Origin of the sequence: Paraburkholderia phenazinium (assembly GCF_900100735.1) — a bacterium.
GTDB classification, from domain to species: Bacteria; Pseudomonadota; Gammaproteobacteria; order Burkholderiales; family Burkholderiaceae; genus Paraburkholderia; species Paraburkholderia phenazinia.
In genome coordinates, this window is the sequence record NZ_FNCJ01000016.1 from 1 (window position 1) to 16,494 (window position 16,494).

20 protein-coding genes are annotated in these 16,494 nt (G+C 63.5%); 7 read left to right on the top strand and 13 right to left on the bottom strand.

Annotated features, from left to right (window positions below):
- Both BLQ92_RS28450 and BLQ92_RS28455 read right to left on the bottom strand, forming a co-directional pair.
- On the bottom strand, nt 1–393 hold a 393-nt coding region (locus BLQ92_RS28450), incomplete at its 3' end, for a phage late control D family protein (RefSeq protein ID WP_280517449.1).
- Nucleotides 394–654: 261 nt separating this feature from the next.
- Entirely contained in the window at nt 655–1,446 is a 792-nt protein-coding gene (locus BLQ92_RS28455; RefSeq protein WP_090689627.1) for a DNA adenine methylase, read from the bottom strand.
- A 348-nt stretch (nt 1,447–1,794) separates the two neighbouring features.
- On the opposite strand from BLQ92_RS28455, the gene BLQ92_RS28460 reads away from it, so the two are divergent.
- Nucleotides 1,795–1,989 carry a hypothetical protein gene (locus tag BLQ92_RS28460; RefSeq protein ID WP_090689629.1) on the top strand — a complete coding sequence of 65 codons (195 nt, stop codon included), beginning with the start codon at nt 1,795–1,797 and terminating at the stop codon, nt 1,987–1,989.
- Between the two features lie 117 nt (nt 1,990–2,106).
- On the opposite strand, the gene BLQ92_RS41150 is transcribed toward BLQ92_RS28460, so the two are convergent.
- The 10 genes from BLQ92_RS41150 to BLQ92_RS28510 all read right to left on the bottom strand — a co-directional run bounded on the left by BLQ92_RS41150 (nt 2,107) and on the right by BLQ92_RS28510 (nt 7,692).
- Entirely contained in the window at nt 2,107–2,238 is a 132-nt protein-coding gene (locus BLQ92_RS41150) for a hypothetical protein (RefSeq protein WP_280517450.1), read from the bottom strand.
- 1 nt (nt 2,239) lies between these two features.
- Nucleotides 2,240–2,617, bottom strand: a complete 378-nt coding sequence (locus tag BLQ92_RS39610; RefSeq protein ID WP_143016678.1) for a hypothetical protein — start codon at nt 2,615–2,617, stop codon at nt 2,240–2,242.
- Nucleotides 2,611–3,117 (bottom strand): glycoside hydrolase family 24 protein, encoded by a 507-nt coding sequence (locus tag BLQ92_RS28470; RefSeq protein ID WP_090689632.1) that lies wholly within the window; start codon nt 3,115–3,117, stop codon nt 2,611–2,613. Before BLQ92_RS28470 ends, BLQ92_RS39610 begins: the two co-directional genes overlap by 7 nt.
- Complete coding sequence (locus BLQ92_RS28475; protein ID WP_090689635.1) at nt 3,098–3,382, bottom strand: DUF7940 domain-containing protein; 285 nt, start codon at nt 3,380–3,382, stop codon at nt 3,098–3,100. The genes BLQ92_RS28470 and BLQ92_RS28475 overlap by 20 nt, the downstream gene beginning before the upstream one ends.
- A complete protein-coding gene (locus BLQ92_RS28480; protein WP_090689638.1) occupies nt 3,379–3,729 on the bottom strand; it encodes a hypothetical protein in 351 nt (116 codons plus the stop codon). The genes BLQ92_RS28475 and BLQ92_RS28480 overlap by 4 nt, the downstream gene beginning before the upstream one ends.
- Nucleotides 3,730–3,820: 91 nt before the next feature.
- Nucleotides 3,821–4,873, bottom strand: a complete 1,053-nt coding sequence (locus tag BLQ92_RS28485; protein ID WP_090689641.1) for a phage late control D family protein — start codon at nt 4,871–4,873, stop codon at nt 3,821–3,823.
- Nucleotides 4,874–4,903: 30 nt separating this feature from the next.
- On the bottom strand, nt 4,904–5,119 hold the full coding sequence (locus BLQ92_RS28490) for a tail protein X (RefSeq protein ID WP_090689644.1): 216 nt from the start codon (nt 5,117–5,119) through the stop codon (nt 4,904–4,906).
- Complete coding sequence (locus BLQ92_RS28495) at nt 5,094–5,996, bottom strand: phage tail protein (protein ID WP_090689646.1); 903 nt, start codon at nt 5,994–5,996, stop codon at nt 5,094–5,096. Before BLQ92_RS28495 ends, BLQ92_RS28490 begins: the two co-directional genes overlap by 26 nt.
- Before the next feature lie 19 nt (nt 5,997–6,015).
- Nucleotides 6,016–6,531, bottom strand: a complete 516-nt coding sequence (locus BLQ92_RS28500) for a hypothetical protein (protein ID WP_176860781.1) — start codon at nt 6,529–6,531, stop codon at nt 6,016–6,018.
- A 129-nt stretch (nt 6,532–6,660) separates the two neighbouring features.
- Nucleotides 6,661–7,692: a tyrosine-type recombinase/integrase gene (locus tag BLQ92_RS28510; protein WP_090689654.1), complete on the bottom strand. Its 1,032-nt coding sequence runs from the start codon at nt 7,690–7,692 to the stop codon at nt 6,661–6,663.
- A 673-nt stretch (nt 7,693–8,365) separates the two neighbouring features.
- Here BLQ92_RS28510 and BLQ92_RS28515 point away from each other — a divergent pair.
- The 6 genes from BLQ92_RS28515 (at nt 8,366) to BLQ92_RS28540 (ending at nt 14,469) form a co-directional block, all read left to right on the top strand.
- Entirely contained in the window at nt 8,366–9,427 is a 1,062-nt protein-coding gene (locus BLQ92_RS28515) for a LacI family DNA-binding transcriptional regulator (RefSeq protein ID WP_090689659.1), read from the top strand.
- A 219-nt stretch (nt 9,428–9,646) separates the two neighbouring features.
- Complete coding sequence (locus BLQ92_RS28520; protein WP_176860785.1) at nt 9,647–10,708, top strand: ABC transporter substrate-binding protein; 1,062 nt, start codon at nt 9,647–9,649, stop codon at nt 10,706–10,708.
- Nucleotides 10,705–11,529, top strand: a complete 825-nt coding sequence (locus BLQ92_RS28525; protein WP_090689665.1) for an ABC transporter permease — start codon at nt 10,705–10,707, stop codon at nt 11,527–11,529. The genes BLQ92_RS28520 and BLQ92_RS28525 overlap by 4 nt, the downstream gene beginning before the upstream one ends.
- A gap of 78 nt (nt 11,530–11,607) precedes the next feature.
- Nucleotides 11,608–12,543 (top strand): ABC transporter permease, encoded by a 936-nt coding sequence (locus tag BLQ92_RS28530; RefSeq protein ID WP_090689669.1) that lies wholly within the window; start codon nt 11,608–11,610, stop codon nt 12,541–12,543.
- The gene (locus BLQ92_RS41465; RefSeq protein ID WP_090689672.1) at nt 12,540–13,592 is read left to right on the top strand and encodes an ABC transporter ATP-binding protein; all 1,053 of its coding nucleotides are present in this window, start codon (nt 12,540–12,542) and stop codon (nt 13,590–13,592) included. The genes BLQ92_RS28530 and BLQ92_RS41465 overlap by 4 nt, the downstream gene beginning before the upstream one ends.
- A gap of 49 nt (nt 13,593–13,641) precedes the next feature.
- Complete coding sequence (locus BLQ92_RS28540) at nt 13,642–14,469, top strand: phosphodiesterase (RefSeq protein WP_090689674.1); 828 nt, start codon at nt 13,642–13,644, stop codon at nt 14,467–14,469.
- A gap of 69 nt (nt 14,470–14,538) precedes the next feature.
- On the opposite strand, the gene BLQ92_RS28545 is transcribed toward BLQ92_RS28540, so the two are convergent.
- Nucleotides 14,539–16,389: an extracellular solute-binding protein gene (locus tag BLQ92_RS28545; protein ID WP_244896675.1), complete on the bottom strand. Its 1,851-nt coding sequence runs from the start codon at nt 16,387–16,389 to the stop codon at nt 14,539–14,541.
- Nucleotides 16,390–16,494 lie beyond the last annotated feature (105 nt).

Here is a 16,494-nt window from a genome sequence, read left to right on the forward strand (position 1 = left end):
GATCTCGTCGGCCGCCTTGTCCTGCCAGTACTTCTGGTCGCGGCGGAACCGCAGGAAGTGCATCCATGATGAGCAGGCGAGCTGGTATGAAATCAGTCCACCGTCTCCACCAAGACGCCGGGCCGTATGCACATAACCGTGATGCGGGCGGTAGGAGTGGTCCGTCTGCTGGATCCAGAGTGTGACCGGCTGGGCGATCAGCGTCTTTAGCTGGACGTCGCCGGACGTGGACACGACATCAATCGTCCACGTGAAATCGCGCCCGATCCGTGAGCGTCCGATAGCCCGCTGGGGAAGCAGGACATTATTTCCTGCCGGAGTGTCCAGTTTAAGCAGGCGGTCCTGCTGTGCAAGGCCGCCCCTGATCGCCCCGATTATGTTCTGGGTATCCATACCGCCTCTGACTTTATTTTCAGCCCGAATCGCGCAATTCTACAGACCAATTGTCGGCAGGAAAATCAACCAACTCCAAAGAAATGTCAAACGGATGAAATTCACGATATTTATATGCACGGCGAATCAGATGCCCGCATTAAGGTCAACGGCCGTGACATAGGGCGAACGTCCGCGAGATGCGTTCGAGCAACGCGCTGCAAAGTCACTTTGCCGGAGATCGGGCACGAACGCTTTCGTCTTATGCTGACGGCCGGACAGTCAGAATAATCCGACCGGTTGCGTGGATTCGTCCCAGCTGAAAATAATCAGTTCCTTCCGAGCAGCCGACCGATCAGCGCCGCCAACGATGTAGTTAATGTCGACGGTCTCAATGTGAAAGCCGTCAAATGCGCGCCGGATATCCGGATGATCATTCAAACTCACGATCGCCCTGCCTTTCAGTGAACGGAGTCGTGACGCCATCTCCACGTACTCGGGGTAAGGGAACGGCACGCCATAGCCTTCCGTCTCCCAGTAAGGCGGATCGAGATAAAACAGCGTGTGTGGCCGATCGTACTTGTCGATACAGGTCTTCCAGTCGAGCCGTTCGACGTAGGTGTTTGACAGGCGGAGATGCGCCTCCGACAGTGTCTCCTCCAGCCGCAGCAGGTTGAGCTTCGGCGGGGAAGTCGTTGCGGTGCCGAATGACTGATTCTCAACCCGTCCACTGAAGCAATTTTGCTGCAGGTAGTAGAAGCGGGCAGCCCGCTGGATATCGGTGAGCGTTTCCGGGATCGTGTCCTGCAACCACTTGAACACCTGCCGGCTCGACAGTGCCCACTTGAATTGCCGCACGAACTCCTCGAGGTGGTGTTGCACGACACGGTAGAGGTTCACCAGCTCGCCGTTGATGTCGTTGATCACCTCGACCTTTGCCGGCGGACGCATGAAGTAAAGCGCGGCCCCGCCCGCGAAAACCTCGACGTAGCACTCGTGCGCCGGAAAGCGCGGGATGATGTGATCTGCCAGACGGCGCTTGCCGCCGATCCATGGAATGATGGGTGTTGCCATATGTGGATTGCCTTGTTGGGAATTTGTTAGAATTCGCCCCGCCTACCGGTAGATGTCAGGGCCTTGGCTAATTCACTGGCACAAGCAGTGGAAAGGCGGCCGGGAAGATGCTCGAACATCGCCCCGGTCGCCCTGTCTTCTTTTGCGTCGCAAAGACGCGGTCAAAGTTACTTTGGTACGGTCCGCCACCGACGGCGGACAGCAGGGACAAAATACTGTATGTTTACACAGTGACCCGCCTTCGTTCCCCCGTCGCTGGCCGAGCTGCGCGCACTCTGGCGTGCGCACCGGGGCAACCATGACATCGAACGGCTGATCCTTGAGATCCTGCATCAACGCCAGACGCTGATGCAGATGCGCTCGCTCGTCGATGCGAGCGTCAAGGAAGTGCGCTCCGTTGCTCTGGCGCCTGTCGATCACGCCTCGCCGCTGATCGCGCTTCAGACAAGGCTGGTCCACGAGGTCATGCACGCGAGTGAATCGGGTGGTCATTTGCCGCCTGTGCGATATCACGGCAGGAAAAGCTCACTCGACGAGGCATGAATGGAATCGGAACCATTTCATACTGTCTGACCGCGCGACGCGGCCCTACGATTGCGCTCGCGTTCAGAGTTGTCTCTCCCCGGACGCTTGCGCCCGCTCGTTTGAGCGGGCGTCTTTTTACTTCAATCGTCGCACCCACCCGCAATGCGCTGCGCCGGCTTCGTCATGCGCAAGGATCGCCTGCGCAGTCGCATCGGTCAGCACATCCAGCGCGCTCACGTAGATCGGCCGCGACCAGCCGCATCCCATATCAATGATCCGGGTCTTGGCCTGCACTTCCGGCTGTACGATCGGCGCCATCGCCACGCGACCACTGGTCGAGCAACCGCTGCTGAGCACCACCAGCAGGCAAAGCGCTAATAACGTTTTCCACATGGGTTCTCTCCTTTACGGCTTGCTCCGCCGCCTGTGCGGCCGTCGCGTTCGCCTGTGCCTCGGCATCACGCACCTCAGCGGTTTCGGTCTTCGCCTGAGCGGCGACGGTCTGCGCTTCAGCAACCTGCTGTGCGGATCGCGCGACCTTTGTATCGGCCGTCCTGCCCTTCACAAAGGCATAGAGGACACTGCCCGCTGCGACGGCAGCCGCGACGATGACGGCCCACGCGGAACTGAAAACAGCCGTCAACATGGATTTCCTCCGTTGAGAATGAAGGAAGCACGCAGCGTGTCGAGCGCGTGTTGCGGCTGCCCATAGCCGTTGCCGGGCAGGGACGCCCAGATGTTTGCGCATCGCGCAATCGCGGTGGCCAGATCACCGTCGAGCAGCGGCTGGATCGCGCGCCGCTCCTTGAGCAACTGGATACACCAGCGGTCCTGCGACAACGGTCCGAAGTCAGGCAGACGAAGCAGGTCACGGTAGTGAGGCCAGTCCCTGAGCATGTGCTGGTAACGGCCGGACGCATTCGACGTGAGCCCCCTGCTGTTCACGACAATCGACGAGCGCCCGTTCGCGAACGGGTGCGTCGAGAAGTCGTCGAAGCGATGCCGGCCGTCGACGCCAGTCACGATGACGTCGTAGCCGTCGCATCGGGTGATCGGGCTCGCACTCGTTCCCTCGGCCACCGCGAGCATCTCCATGAACGCGACGACCTGCGTGCCGCCGGCGGCGTCACTGCTGATGACCGTCATCCGCATCCTCCCTTGACTCCTCCTTCGGCACGCGGCGGATCGCCGTGTACCGTACGGCGACGATCGACGCGAACAGGATCGCGTACGCGATGGCCTGCTGTGCGTGGGCCGGAATGATGGCCTTCAGGTCATCAGGAACGTTGTGCCAGGCGTCACGAATAGCAGGGCCGAAAGCCGATACGGCAGCAAGCGCAGTCGACAGCATCACGCTGCCTCGCATATGCAGGCGCCGCCAGCCATCAGCCAGCGTCAGTTTGAGTTTCATCGGGTCCATCCTTTGGTATCCGGCCGCTGCCCTGCCCCGGCCCTGTTGTAGAGGAGCTGGTCGAGCTTCAGATTGGTGTCCTTGATGTCGGAACTGATGCCCTTGAGCTGGTCCTTTACGTCGCTGCGCAGCGCGGCCTGGTCACGCTCGATGTTCTGGAAGTGGACTTCCTGCTGACGGTCGCGCTCCTCGAGGATCAGCACGCGCTCGGCGACGTTGTTGTAGAGCCCGACACAGAAGCCGGTCGCGCAGACCGCCGCGCCGATGACCGAGATAACGGTCGGGATGTTGATGGTTCCGTCGAACCAGGTCCGACGGGCGTCGGGAGGGTGCTGCGCTGAAGACATGGAATCCCCGGTAAAAAAGCCACTTTGAAAGCGGCCATAAAAAAACCGCCCGAAGGCGGTTCGCGAAACGTTGTAGTGTTCTACTGACGGTTTATCTGGGTGGTGATGGCACAACAAGGTTGATCTGCTTCGTCGCCTTCTTCCCGTGCCCGGCCTTCGTCTTGCCGTTGTTGCCGGCATTGAGTTCGACCCGCGTTTCCCAGCTGCGCCCGGCATAGTCGTGCGTGACCGACTCGATCAGGAAATCGCCATCCGCCTCTTTCTTGAAGCCCTTGAGCGTGACGGTCTTCTCGGCAGAGAAGTCCGAGCGCCCCTGCATCGACATCGTGCTCTTCGCCGTGTGGTGGTTTAGCTTCTGCAACCGGGCGGCCGCCGCCGCTTTCGCTGCCTCATGGCTCGCGAAGGCATGCCGTTCCGTATGCACCGCTGTCGCCCCCTTCGGCGCATCAGGGTTCGGAATCACGAGATCGATTTTCTGGCCGGTTCTGGTGTCATGCACGCGTGTCCGGACTGCGGCAAAGCTGGCCCGGTCGGCAAACGTGATCTCGTACTCGAGCAGCATGTCCGGTGTGAGAGTGATCGACGGCAGCGGCAGGCCGCTCGCGCTCGTTCCCGCACCGCGAGACGCGACGATCAGCTTGCCCGCCCTCACCGTGGCTGTCGCCCCATGCTGACGCGACAGGCGTGTCAGAAAGTGCAGATCGCTCTCCCCGAACTGGTCGGCTCGCGGCACGGTCACGTCGATTGCACACGCCGCCGTCCACCCGTTGCGCCGCGCGATGTCGCCCACGATATCGGCCAGCTTCGCGTTCTCCCGGCTACCGTACCGGTGGGTTTTCGAACCCGCCCGCATGTTCGACGGGCGGCCGCGAATGATCACCGATGCCGGCGGCCCCTTGAGCGCTATCTCGTCGATCGTGTATTCGCCGAGCAGGGCGAGACCTTGCCCCTGCCACCCAAGCGAGATCCGGAGCGTCGCCCCTTTGGGCGGGAATTCGATCTTCCCGTCCCGGTCGTCGAGTTCGATCTCACACTCGTCGGAATCGAGCCCCGGCTTGTCGACCGTATGAATGCGCAGCACCCGGTCCTCGATCACCTTTGTAATGTCATCGCCATTGGCGACGATCTGGAAAACTGCCTGCATGCTGGTTTCCTTGTTTCATGCCGCTCCTGGTTATGTCCACAACTGCACCGGCTCACTACGCGGCGCGTCCACGTCCGGCAGCGTGATCGTGATGCCGGCGACGAATGGCTGGTCGTGCGCCGCAAGACCGGGATTGGCCTCATAGACCGCCTCCACCATCCCCGTCACCGAGCCGTATACCGCGTGGCAGATCTTGTCGAGCACGTCGCCATCGCAAGTTCTAAACGTTCTTATAGTCTTCGCCATAGCGGCCAAACTCCAGGCTAAAGGTCTGTTTGCGGGGGGCACCATCCGACATCAGTGCCTCCTGCTCCTCATCGACACCCTGCAGATACCAGCGGCCGAGTACCTCGCCGTAGCCGGTCGTCAGCAGCACCGGCATCATGCGGCCGCCGATCGCGCGCAGAGCGTCGAGCTGCCGCATACCTGGACTACCCGCACTACGTCCCGCACCGAAGGCCGCAAACACCACACCCGAGAGCGTGATGGTCTCGCCACCCTGGCTGACCGCCTGAAGCGCTTCCTGACGGTTCAGACGCTCCTGGGAGGCGACCTTGTATTTCGTGGTGCGACGCAGTTTGTCGAAGGCCGCGGTCGACAGGTTGAAGTGGAAGGTGTCGCCCCTGTCCGAACCCAGCGTCAGGAGGTGGGGCGTCGCGCTCGACGCCCCGTCCAGCAGACCGGAGAACAGTGCGCCCGCACCGGTCGATGTCGCGAGAGCAGACGGTGCAGGCGTTCCCTTGATGCCTGCCCACGCGTTGAACTTCGTTCGAACATCGCCCAGCGCGCTGTTGACCGCTTCAGCGGAGGATCTGATCGCGGGGTTACTGGACGCCGTTGCCATTTTGAGTACGCTGCCGACCGACGACTGCACGGCGTTAAGGCTGCGCACGACCGTCCCGACCTTCGGATTCACGTCGCTCGCGACCGACAGCGCACTGCTTGCACCCGAAAGAAGTTCGGCCGCATTATCGAGGTTGCCCGTCGCCAGCTTCTGCAGCACGGCCACCGTGTTCGCGCTGGCCGGCTGGTTACGCTCATACACACGGTTCATGCTGCGCACGCGCTCGGTGGCGATACTGGCCTGCGTCGCCGCCTGCGTGATCTGTGTCTGAAAGTCCATGACATATCCTTCTGTTCTGCTACAGATGCGGCGAGTCGAACATCGCCGAGCGGTTGCTCTTCGCGAGCTGGTCTTTCATCATGCGCTGCAGCTGCGGCGAGACCTTCGCGAGGAAGCGGTCGGCCGCATCGCTACCGTTGCCACCCTGGTCGCCCTGCAACACCACGTGGAAGACCGGCGCAAAGGTGTTTTTCTGGTCCACTTTCACGACCGGCTTGTCCACTGCACCCGGCTTATCCAGTGCCTTCGCCTTGACCAGTGCATCCGCTGCAGGCTGAGCGTCCCCACGGGAGAACGCCCATTTCGCAGCAGCGCCCAGCGCCTTCTCGCCGGCATAGGTTCCGATTGCGCCGCCAATGAGTCCACCGATCGCCACACCGATCGGGCCACCCACAGCGCCCACCAGTGCCCCGGCCTTCGCGCCGAGCACACCACCTGCGAGACTGCCAGCGATGCCAGCGAAGCCTCTGGCCTTCTCCGCCCGGTTCCCGTCGCCCGTTGCAACCGCCCACCCGCGACCGCCGCATGTGACCATGATTCAAGCCGGCGAAATGCTCGGCCTTAGTCGACACACTATAAGCAAGATGGTGAAGGCAGGCCAACTCAAGCTCAACAAGTGCGGCCTGATCCCGGTTGCGCAGGTAGACGCGGCCCTCGAAGCGGTTTAAAGCCGTGCCGCGATATCCTTCGCCGACTCGCGGTAATAGACATCCAGCAGCATCTTCAAATCCTTGTGCCCGCTGATCTTAGCCAGCGTCATAACGTCCACCTTGCGGGCCAGTCGCGTAAGCGCCTCGGCCCGCGAGTCATGAAAGTGAAGCCCCTCGACCATTACCCTGTCCCGCGCCTTTCGGAACAGCGTGGCGAGTGAATCACTCCCCACCGTGAAGCACCTCCCCTTACCCGCCACTGGCTTTAGCAGCCGCACGGCATGACGCGTCAGGGGAATCACACGCGGCTTCTTCGTTTGGTACTGCATCTTGTGCTTCACGGTCGCGGTGCGATCCGCGAGGTTCAGCGTGTCGTCGCCGAGAGTCAGAATCTCGCCTGCACGCATGGCGCTCCTGAGAGCCACGAGCCACGCGAGCGCAACCTCCTGGCTTTTCGTTTCCGGCGCCTTGCCGCTCACGTAGCCAAGCGCGCGCACAATAGGCCGCACCTCGCGCCAAGGGTCGACGCGCCGATCACGCGGGGCACCCTCGCCGGGATGCCGGAAGCCTTCGAACGGATTGTGCTGCATCCAGTGCCATTCGAGCCGCGCAACCGAACAAGCATTGCGCAACCAGTTCACGTCACGCTGAACCGATGCGGGCGCCACCTTCACTACCTTGCGGCCGTCTGGCGCCTCGAACCCGGCGAGCCGAGCATCGCGCCACTTCCCGAGCACGGGCGTGGTGAGCTGCCCAAGCAGCAGGCCCGATATATTCGGAAAGTCACGAATAAATGCCTTGATGCGTAATTGCTCGTGGCGGGCGCCTTCTTTCTTCTCTGATATCTCCTCGCTGTAGCGCGTCAGCATGGCTCCGACCGTGTGCTTTTCAGATTCAGGCTTGCCGGCGGCCGCGCGCAGTTCTGCCTCGCGAGTCGCGCCCCATGTCTTAGCCTCGCGCATCGTACGGAATGTCAGAGAATCGCGCTCTTTGCCTACCTTGACTTGGACGCGGTAGCCGTCTTTGTGGGGTGTGATTGATGCCATCGTAGGGAGTCTCCGTGGGGCCGACCGTGGGGCCGAAATGGGGCGAACGAGCCGCATTTTATACCTTTCAATGCAGAAAGGTGCGTGGAGACATGGCAAGACAATCAGCTTAAGTCATTGTTTCTACAGAATTCTACCTTCCATGCATTATTACGGAAACCCTACATGGTGCCGGGGACCGGACTCGAACCGGCAAGCTGTTAAGCGGCGGATTTTCGTCACACCACGTCTTTCGACGCCGACGATACCGGGCGGCATCCTCGTTCGTGCGCTGGACTATGCCTTCGCCATCGCGGCTACGCTGCGCTGCAAACCCGCCAGCACTCACCGCCTTAGGCGCCCCCCGTCTAGTCTCTACACCTTCCGCACCCTCGCATGCTTGCGACGGCGGGCTTGGCTCGGCGTTGCCTCGGTTATGCGCAGTGCACAAAACCAGGGGTTTCACCGAATTTGAGGGGTTCTGCACCGGCCGTTTCCGGTCGGGCACTCAATTTTTTAAGTCCGCTATGTTTACCAATTTCATCACCCCGGCAGGGGCGGACGCGATTCTACCATCGCGTCGCGGCTGCACCAAACGCACGCCTTGCCATGTCATCCGAGTCATCGCCAAGTCACAAAGGATCCCGATAATTCCCCTCACGAAAACGTTTACAACTGAGCGGAAACCCCAGTGATGACCCCCACCATCAAGGATGTCGCGGCACACGCAGGCTTCTCGATTGCCACGGTTTCGCGCGCCATCAACGCGCCGCACACCGTCAACCCCGTCACGCTCGACAAGGTCCGCCAGTCGATCGATGCCCTCAATTTTCGTCCTAGCCCGCTCGGCCGTCAGTTGCGCGGCGAGCGCACCCGCCTGATCGGCGTCGTGCTGCCCACGCTCGCCAACCCGGTATTCGCCGAGTGCCTGCAAGGCATCGACGAGCTGGCCTGCGCGTCCGGCTACCGGCTGATGCTGATGACGACCCAGTACGACGCCGACCGCGAGCGCCACGCCATCGAAACGCTGCGCGAACACCGCGTCGAAGGCCTGATCCTGACGGTGGCCGACGCCGATACCCACCCGCTGCTCGACGAGCTCGACCGCGCGGGCATGCTCTACGTGCTGATGCATAACGACACAGTACGCCGTCCGTCGGTCTCGGTCGACAACCGCCTCGCCGCCTACGACGGCGTGCGCATGCTGATCGCCCACGGCCATCGCCGTATCCTGATGCTGGCGGGCACGCTGGCCGCCTCGGACCGCGCCCGTCTGCGCCACCTCGGGTACGCGCAGGCCATGCAGCAGGCGGGGCTCGCGCCCGCCCCGGCGCTTGAAATCGATTTCAATGCCGACGAGCTGGCGCCGTCCGTGCTCGCGCATCTGACGAGCGGCCCGAACCGCCCCACCGCCCTCTTTTGCAGTAACGATCTGCTGGCGATGGTGGTGATGCGCGGCCTGCGCCGGGCGCGCCTGCAGATCCCCAACGACATGTCGATTCTCGGCTTCGACGGCCTCGCCATGGGCGAGCTGCTGCAGCCGCCGCTCGCCAGCATCTGCGCGCCGAATCGCGAGATCGGCTGCGCGGCCTGGCAGCGCCTGCTGGCGCGCATCGACGGCAGCTATACGGACGCCTCGCTGTCGCTCACGCTGCCGCACTCGCTGCGCGAAGGCGCCACCATTGCCGCGATTTCCAGCAGCAGCACGACCACCGGCGATATCCAGCGCGCGCGCTCGATGCAACCGCTGGTCTAACGGCACGCGCCATGCCCGTGCGCGTGCGCGTGCTGATGCATCCGCTCACGCGCCGGCCCAGCCCTGTAACCCTTTCCCCACGCGGCTGACCGCCTCGCGCGTCCCGCCGCAGTACGATCGTGTAATGCACCGCCTCTCGCACCTTTCCTTCCAAGGAGACTCGCTGTGACTCGCCGTTCCTCCAGTTTTGGTTCTCTCTTGCACGCCGCGACCGGTTCCCTGACCGGCCGCCTCACCAGCGCCCTAAGCACCACGAGGCGCACGAGCGCCGCCGTGCTGTCGGCCTCGGCCCTCTGCGCCGCAGCACTGACAAGCCTCGTCGCGCCAGTCGCGGCTCATGCCGACGAAACCGCGATCTGCTACAACTGCCCGCCCGAATGGGCCGACTGGGCAAGCCAGATCAAGGCGATCCAGGCCAAAACCGGCATTCGCGTGCCGTTCGACAACAAGAACTCCGGCCAGGCCATCGCCCAACTGATGGCCGAATCAAAGAGCCCGGTGGCGGACGTCGTGTATCTCGGCGTCTCGTCGGCCTTCCAGGCGAAAGACAAAGGCGTGATCCAGCCGTACAAGCCGGCGCACTGGGACGATATCCCCGCCAACATGAAGGACCCGCAAGGTTACTGGGTTGCCATCCATTCGGGCACGCTGGGCTTTTTCGTCAACAAGGACGCGCTCGAAGGCAAGCCGGTGCCGCGTTCGTGGGCCGACCTGCTCAAGCCTGAGTACAAAGGCATGATCGGCTACCTCGATCCGTCGAGCGCATTCGTCGGCTATGCCGGTGCGGTGGCGGTAAACCAGGCGCTGGGCGGCAGCTTCGACAACTTCCAGCCGGGCCTCGACTGGTTCCGCAAGCTCAAGGCCAATGCGCCGATCGTGCCGAAGCAGACCGCCTATGCGCGCGTGCTCTCCGGTGAAATTCCGATCCTGCTCGACTACGACTTCGACGCCTACCGCGCCAAGTACAAGGATCAGGCCAACGTCGAATTCGTGATTCCGACGGAAGGCACGATCTCGGTGCCGTACGTGATGAGCCTCGTGAAGGGCGCGCCGCATGAAGCGAACGGCAAGAAGGTGCTCGACTTCGTGCTCTCCGACGAAGGCCAGAAGCTGTGGGCCAATGCCTATCTGCGTCCGGTTCGCGCCAATCAGATGAGCCCGGAGGCGGCGGCGAAGTTCTTGCCGGCGAGCGATTACGCCCGCGCCAAGGCGGTCGATTTCGGCAAGATGGCCGAGAAGCAGCAAAGCTTCGGCGAACAGTATCTGCAGGTGATGCATTGAACGACGTCACGTTCCCGCTACGCTGGCGCATCGCTCTGATCGCGCCGGCGCTGGCGGTTTTCATCGCGTTCTGGCTGCTGCCGATGGGCGCGCTCGCGCAGCTGAGCGGCAACGGTCACGCCTTCGAGACCTATCGCGCGATGCTCACCAACTCGCGCTACATGTCGAGCCTCGGCGCGACCGTGCTGCTCTGCGCGGCGGTCACGGCGACCACGCTGGTGCTCTCGGTGATCTCTGGACTGCTGCTCGCGCGGCGCGAGTTTCCGGGCAAGCGCACGCTGCTCGCGCTGCTGACCTTTCCGCTGGCGTTTCCAGGCGTGGTGGTCGGCTTCATGGTCATCATGCTGGCGGGGCGCCAGGGGCTGATCGGCGCGCTGTCGCTGAAGCTGACCGGCGACCGCTGGGTGTTCGCGTATTCGATGAGCGGCCTGTTTCTTGGCTATCTGTACTTCTCGATTCCGCGTGTGATCGTCACGGTGATGGCCTCGGCGACCAAGCTCGATGCATCGCTGGAAGAAGCGGCCCGCTCGCTCGGCGCGTCGCCGTGGCAGATCATGCGCGACATCGTGCTGCCGGCGCTCTCGCCAGGCCTGATCGCGGCGGGCGCGGTGTGCTTCGCGACTTCGATGGGCGCGTTCGGCACTGCCTTTACGCTCGCCACCGATATCGACGTGCTGCCGATGACCATCTACACCGAGTTCACGCTGAACGCGAACATGGTGACGGCCGCAGGCTTGTCGATCGTACTCGGTCTCGTCACGTGGCTGGTGCTCGCACTGGCGCGCAGCGTCACCGGTTCGGCTGTTGCGGCCAGCGCCTAGCAGGTGAGCACGAGATGCGCGCGCAGACACTGCTGAATGGCCCTTCGAGCCGCTATCAACCTAGATGAAAACACCCCGATGAATTCCGTGACCCAAACCGCCGGACCACCTGCCGCGCCGCCCACGGCGCCCACGACGCGGCGCCGCGCTTTGCCGCGCCTGTCGTCGCGCACCCTGCTCGCGGCCGGCCAGTGGCTCGTAACACTGCTGCTGTGCGCGTTCCTGATCGTGCCGGTCGTGATGTCGATCATGGCCGGCCTCACCGTCAACTACTTCAAGGGGGTGTCCAGCGGCCTCACCCTGCGCTGGCTCATCGAAGTGTGGACGCAGTATCACGGCTCAGTGTTCCTGTCGCTCGAAGTCGCGGCGGCGACGCTCGTCGTCACGCTGCTGACCGGCGTGCCGGCAGGCTACGTACTGGCGCGCAGCAAGACGCGGCTGTCGCGCATCATCGAAGAGTTTCTGGTGCTGCCCATCGCCCTGCCCGGTCTCGCATCCGCGCTCGCGCTGCTGGTGGTCTACGGCGGCATCACGATGTTCCGCATGAGCATCTGGTTCATCGTGGTCGGCCATGTGGTGTTCACGCTGCCGTTCATGGTGCGCGCGGTCGCCGCCGTCTGTGCGAGCGCCGACCTGCGCACACTCGAAGAAGGCGCCGCCAGCCTCGGCGCGAGCTTCATGCAACGCTTTCTGACCATCGTGCTGCCGAACGTGCGGCCCGGCATCGTCGCGGGGGCGCTGGCGGTGCTGACGCTCTCGATTGGCGAATTCAACCTTACGTGGATGCTGCACACGCCCGACACCAAGACGCTGCCCGTGGGTCTTGCCGATACCTACGCGTCGCTGCGCATCGAAATCGGCAGCGCCTACACGATCCTGTTCTTCATCATGACGATGCCGTTGCTGGTCGCCATGCAATGGCTCGGCGTCGACGCCACCGGCCAGCGCAGCAGCAAGCCCGCCCGCAGCAACGCCGCTCCGGCACGTTCAACCCGTTCCAACGACACACCATGAAACTCGCTCCTGTTCCCATCACGCTCACGCAATGCGCCAAGACGTTTCGCGGCACCCGCGTGCTCGAGCCGCTGGACCTGCAGATCGGCGCCGGCGAAACCCTGGTGCTGCTCGGACCGTCCGGCTGCGGCAAGACCACCACGCTGCGCATGATCGCCGGCCTGGAAACGCCCGACGCAGGAGGCACGATTGCCTTTGGCGAAGAAGACGTCACCGCCTTGCCGATCGAAAAACGCCAGGTGGGCATGGTGTTCCAGAGCTATGCGCTGTTTCCGAATCTGACCGTGCGCGGCAACATCGGCTATGGGTTGAAGATCAAACGCGTCGCCGCGGACATCGCGCGTCAACGCGTGGACGAACTGCTCGCGATGATGCGGCTCACCGTCCACGCCGACAAGCCGATCGATCAGCTCTCCGGCGGCCAGCGCCAGCGTGTCGCGCTGGCGCGTGCGCTAGCGATGCAGCCGCGCGTGCTGCTGCTCGACGAGCCGCTGACCGCGCTCGACGCCCGCTTGCGTGATGCCTTGCGCGGCGAGATGAATACGCTGCTGCGCGAGCTCGGCATCACCACCGTCTACGTGACGCATGACCAGGCCGAGGCGATGGAACTGGGCGACCGCATCGTCGTGATGAGCGCCGGGCGGATCGAACAGATCGGCACGCCACGCGATATCTACTACCGGCCGGCCAATCGTGCGGTGGCGCAGTTCGTCGGCACGATCAACCGTCTCGCCGGCGAACGCCGCGACGGCGTGCTGACCACCACGGGCGGCGCGGTGCCGCTGCCATTGCACACCCCCGGCGCGCCGGCGGCCGCGCAACACGAACTGTTCTTCCGCCCCGAAGATGCCTACCTCGCCGATCCGGCCAGCGCCCATCTGCGCGGCACCATCGAAGGCGCGGCCTTCCTCGGCGAGCGCACGCGGCTGACGATCGGCGGCGCGGCGCCCGATGCGCTGATCGTCGACGTGGCAGGCCGCGTCGAACTGGCGCGCGGCACGCCGGTCGGCATTTCAATCGCTGCCGAAGCGCTGATTGCGCTATCGTGACGTTGGCGACTCCCCAAGCAAAGCCAGGCGAATCCACAAGGACATCCTCATGTTGCTAGCCCAGATCAGCGACCTGCATATCAAACGGCCCGGCGCGCTCGCTTACCGCCGCGTCGACACCGGCGCCGCCCTCGCCCGCTGCGTCGCGGCGCTCAATGCACTCGAACCGCGTCCCGACGTCGTCATCATGACCGGCGACCTCGTCGACCAGGGCGACCCGGAGCAATACGCCCACCTCAAGGCGCTGCTCGCGCCACTTGAAATTCCCTACTACCTGCTGGTCGGCAATCACGACGACCGCACCGCGCTGCGCGATGCGTTCAGCGAGCGCGCCGAGTTGCGCTCCGGCGGCGACTTCGTGCATTACGCGGCCGATATCGGCCCACTGCGCCTGATCGCGCTCGATTCGATCGTGCCGGGCCAAAGCGCGGGCGACCTGTGCGAGGCGCGTCTTGAATGGCTCGCCAGACAGCTCGACGAAGCGCAGGGCAAGCCAGTGGTAGTCGCTCTGCATCATCCGCCGTTCGAATGCGGTATCGGACATATGGATGCTCTGCGCCTCGACCCGCAGGCCGCGCAGAAGCTGGCGGCGCTGATCGCGCGCCACCCGAATGTCGAGCGGGTGATCTGCGGCCATGTGCACCGGCCCATGTTCGTGCGCTTCGGCGGCACGATCGCCTCGGCGGTGCCGGCGCCCGCGCATCAGGTGGCGCTGGACCTGCGCGAGGACGCGCCGTCCGCGTTCATGCTGGAGCCGCCTGCGTTTGCCCTGCACCGCTACGACGCCACAACGGGGCTGGTGACGCATCACGCATATGTCGATGCCTCCGAGGGACCGTATCCTTTCTATGAACCTGAAGGCGCGTTGATCGACTAGGAAGCGGTGACGAAGAACGACGACCAGAAGGTCTTGCAGCATCAGCAAGACCTTGTGGCCGATACACGCTCAGTGCGCCGCGAGCCCCGGCACACCTGAAGCAGCCGCCGTCACCGCGCCATGCGCTTTGACGTACCAGTAGTCGACGACCCAGTCCACGTCGTGATAGGACTTCGGCACGATGGCCGGCCAGCCGAACGTCGTCTTGTAAGCGATGCGCGCATTCGGCGCGTAGAACTCCGGCACCATGTAATACGCATTGATCAGCACGCGGTCGAGCGCGCGGGTGGCGGCTTCGAGATCGTCGAGGGTCTGCGCGGACAAGGCGGCCTGAATCAGCGCATCGACCACCTTCGAATGCACGCCTACATAGTTCTCCGATCCCACTTCCGACGCCGCCGCGCTGCCGAAGCGGCGCAGCAGTTCGACGCCGGGCACGGGGATCGGCAGATAGCCGCCGGTGGTCATGTCGAAGTCGAAGTTGTCGAGCCGCTTCTGGTACAGCGCGCTATCCACCTCGCGCCATTGGGTATGGATGCCCAGCGTGTTCAACGCCTGCATGTAGGGCAACAGCAGCCGGTCCATCCCCGGTTCGTCGTCGAGCACCTCGATCGTCATGGCGGTGCCATTGGCATCGCGCAACGCGCCGTCGCGGTAGTGCCAGCCCGCCTCAGCCAGCAGGTCGCGCGCCTCGCGCAGATTGCCGCGCAGCGAGTTGGGCGGCAGCGTCGAGGGTTGCTTGAGCATCGGGCCGAACACGGCGGCCGGCAGGCTGGTGCGATATGGTTCGAGCAAGGCCAGCTCCTTCGGGCCAGGCATGCCGGTGGCGCCGAACGTGTCCGGGTCGAAATAGGTGGTCGAGCGCCGGTACTGATCGTAGAACATCATCCGGTTCATCCAGTCGTAGTCGAACGCGAGCGTCAGCGCATGACGCACCCTCACGTCCTGAAACATCGGCCGGCGCACATTGATGACGATGCCTTGCATATACGGAGGACCGTTGGGAAAGATCCCTTGCTTCAGCTCGCCATTTCGAAACTTCTCGCCGACATAGCGGCGCGCCCAGATGGTAGCGCTGCCCTCGACGTTGACATCGAGATTGCCCGCCTTGAAGGCTTCGAGCGGTCCGAAGTTGTCCAGAAAGAGCTGGAACGTCACGCGTTCGAAGCGAAACATGCCGCGCCGCGACGGCAGATCCGCCGCCCAGTAGGCCGGGTTGCGCCGGTAGGTGATGGTCTTGTCGTTGCTGCGGCGCTCGATCAGATACGGGCCGCTTGCGATCGGCGGCACGTTGGCAAGCTGGTCGAAGGGCGGGCGCGTCCCGTCTGGCCGCATGCCCCACTTCGGCGAGAACACCGGCAGGTCGCCCGCGATCAACGGCGCGTCGCGTTCGGGACGCCTGAAATCGAAGCGGATGGTCGACGGGTCGAGCACGGTTGCGCTCTTGATGACCTCAAACTGGGAATTGAAAAGCGGCGAGGCTTGCGTACTCGTTAGTATGTCGAACGAATATTTGACGTCGGCTGCCGTGATGTGGTCGCCATTGGAAAAGCGCGCCGCCGGATTGAGGTGGAAAGTCGCGGACGTGAGGTCCGCCTGCACCTGAACATCGTCTGCGATCAGCGGATATTCCGAGGCGGGTTCGTCCCAGCTACGCTGCATCAGCGTATCGAACATCAGGTTGAGAATGTCCGGGGCCGGCGCGCCGCGCAGCAGAAACGGATTGAGCGAATCGTAGCTTTGCAGTGCGTTGTAGTTGCCGATATTCAGGACGCCGCCGGCGGGCGCGTCCGGGTTCGCGTAGTCGAAATGGGTGAAGCCGGCAGGGTAGCGTGGCTCACCGAACTGGGCGATCGACGGTGCGGCGAATACCGGCAGCATTATCAGCAGCGTGAGCGCGGCGAGGACACGGCCTGGCATAGCTGGCAGTGAGGGCAAGCTCAGGAGCCGCAGGCGGGGAATGGCGGCAGGCGCGTCATGACGCGCTGGGATGACATGAGGCAACCTGAACGTCGCGAGCTTCAT

Bases quoted from the DNA above. Each gene is read 5' to 3' on its own strand.
- BLQ92_RS28455 (WP_090689627.1), bottom strand. From the start codon at position 1,446: ATGGCAACACCCATCATTCCATGGATCGGCGGCAAGCGCCGTCTGGCA.
- BLQ92_RS28460 (WP_090689629.1), top strand. From the start codon at position 1,795: ATGCAGATGCGCTCGCTCGTCGATGCGAGCGTCAAGGAAGTGCGCTCC.
- BLQ92_RS41150 (WP_280517450.1), bottom strand. From the start codon at position 2,238: ATGGGATGCGGCTGGTCGCGGCCGATCTACGTGAGCGCGCTGGATGTG.
- BLQ92_RS39610 (WP_143016678.1), bottom strand. From the start codon at position 2,617: ATGTTGACGGCTGTTTTCAGTTCCGCGTGGGCCGTCATCGTCGCGGCT.
- BLQ92_RS28470 (WP_090689632.1), bottom strand. From the start codon at position 3,117: ATGACGGTCATCAGCAGTGACGCCGCCGGCGGCACGCAGGTCGTCGCG.
- BLQ92_RS28475 (WP_090689635.1), bottom strand. From the start codon at position 3,382: ATGAAACTCAAACTGACGCTGGCTGATGGCTGGCGGCGCCTGCATATG.
- BLQ92_RS28480 (WP_090689638.1), bottom strand. From the start codon at position 3,729: ATGTCTTCAGCGCAGCACCCTCCCGACGCCCGTCGGACCTGGTTCGAC.
- BLQ92_RS28485 (WP_090689641.1), bottom strand. From the start codon at position 4,873: ATGCAGGCAGTTTTCCAGATCGTCGCCAATGGCGATGACATTACAAAG.
- BLQ92_RS28490 (WP_090689644.1), bottom strand. From the start codon at position 5,119: ATGGCGAAGACTATAAGAACGTTTAGAACTTGCGATGGCGACGTGCTC.
- BLQ92_RS28495 (WP_090689646.1), bottom strand. From the start codon at position 5,996: ATGGACTTTCAGACACAGATCACGCAGGCGGCGACGCAGGCCAGTATC.
- BLQ92_RS28500 (WP_176860781.1), bottom strand. From the start codon at position 6,531: ATGGTCACATGCGGCGGTCGCGGGTGGGCGGTTGCAACGGGCGACGGG.
- BLQ92_RS28510 (WP_090689654.1), bottom strand. From the start codon at position 7,692: ATGGCATCAATCACACCCCACAAAGACGGCTACCGCGTCCAAGTCAAG.
- BLQ92_RS28515 (WP_090689659.1), top strand. From the start codon at position 8,366: ATGACCCCCACCATCAAGGATGTCGCGGCACACGCAGGCTTCTCGATT.
- BLQ92_RS28530 (WP_090689669.1), top strand. From the start codon at position 11,608: ATGAATTCCGTGACCCAAACCGCCGGACCACCTGCCGCGCCGCCCACG.
- BLQ92_RS41465 (WP_090689672.1), top strand. From the start codon at position 12,540: ATGAAACTCGCTCCTGTTCCCATCACGCTCACGCAATGCGCCAAGACG.
- BLQ92_RS28540 (WP_090689674.1), top strand. From the start codon at position 13,642: ATGTTGCTAGCCCAGATCAGCGACCTGCATATCAAACGGCCCGGCGCG.
- BLQ92_RS28545 (WP_244896675.1), bottom strand. From the start codon at position 16,389: ATGCCAGGCCGTGTCCTCGCCGCGCTCACGCTGCTGATAATGCTGCCG.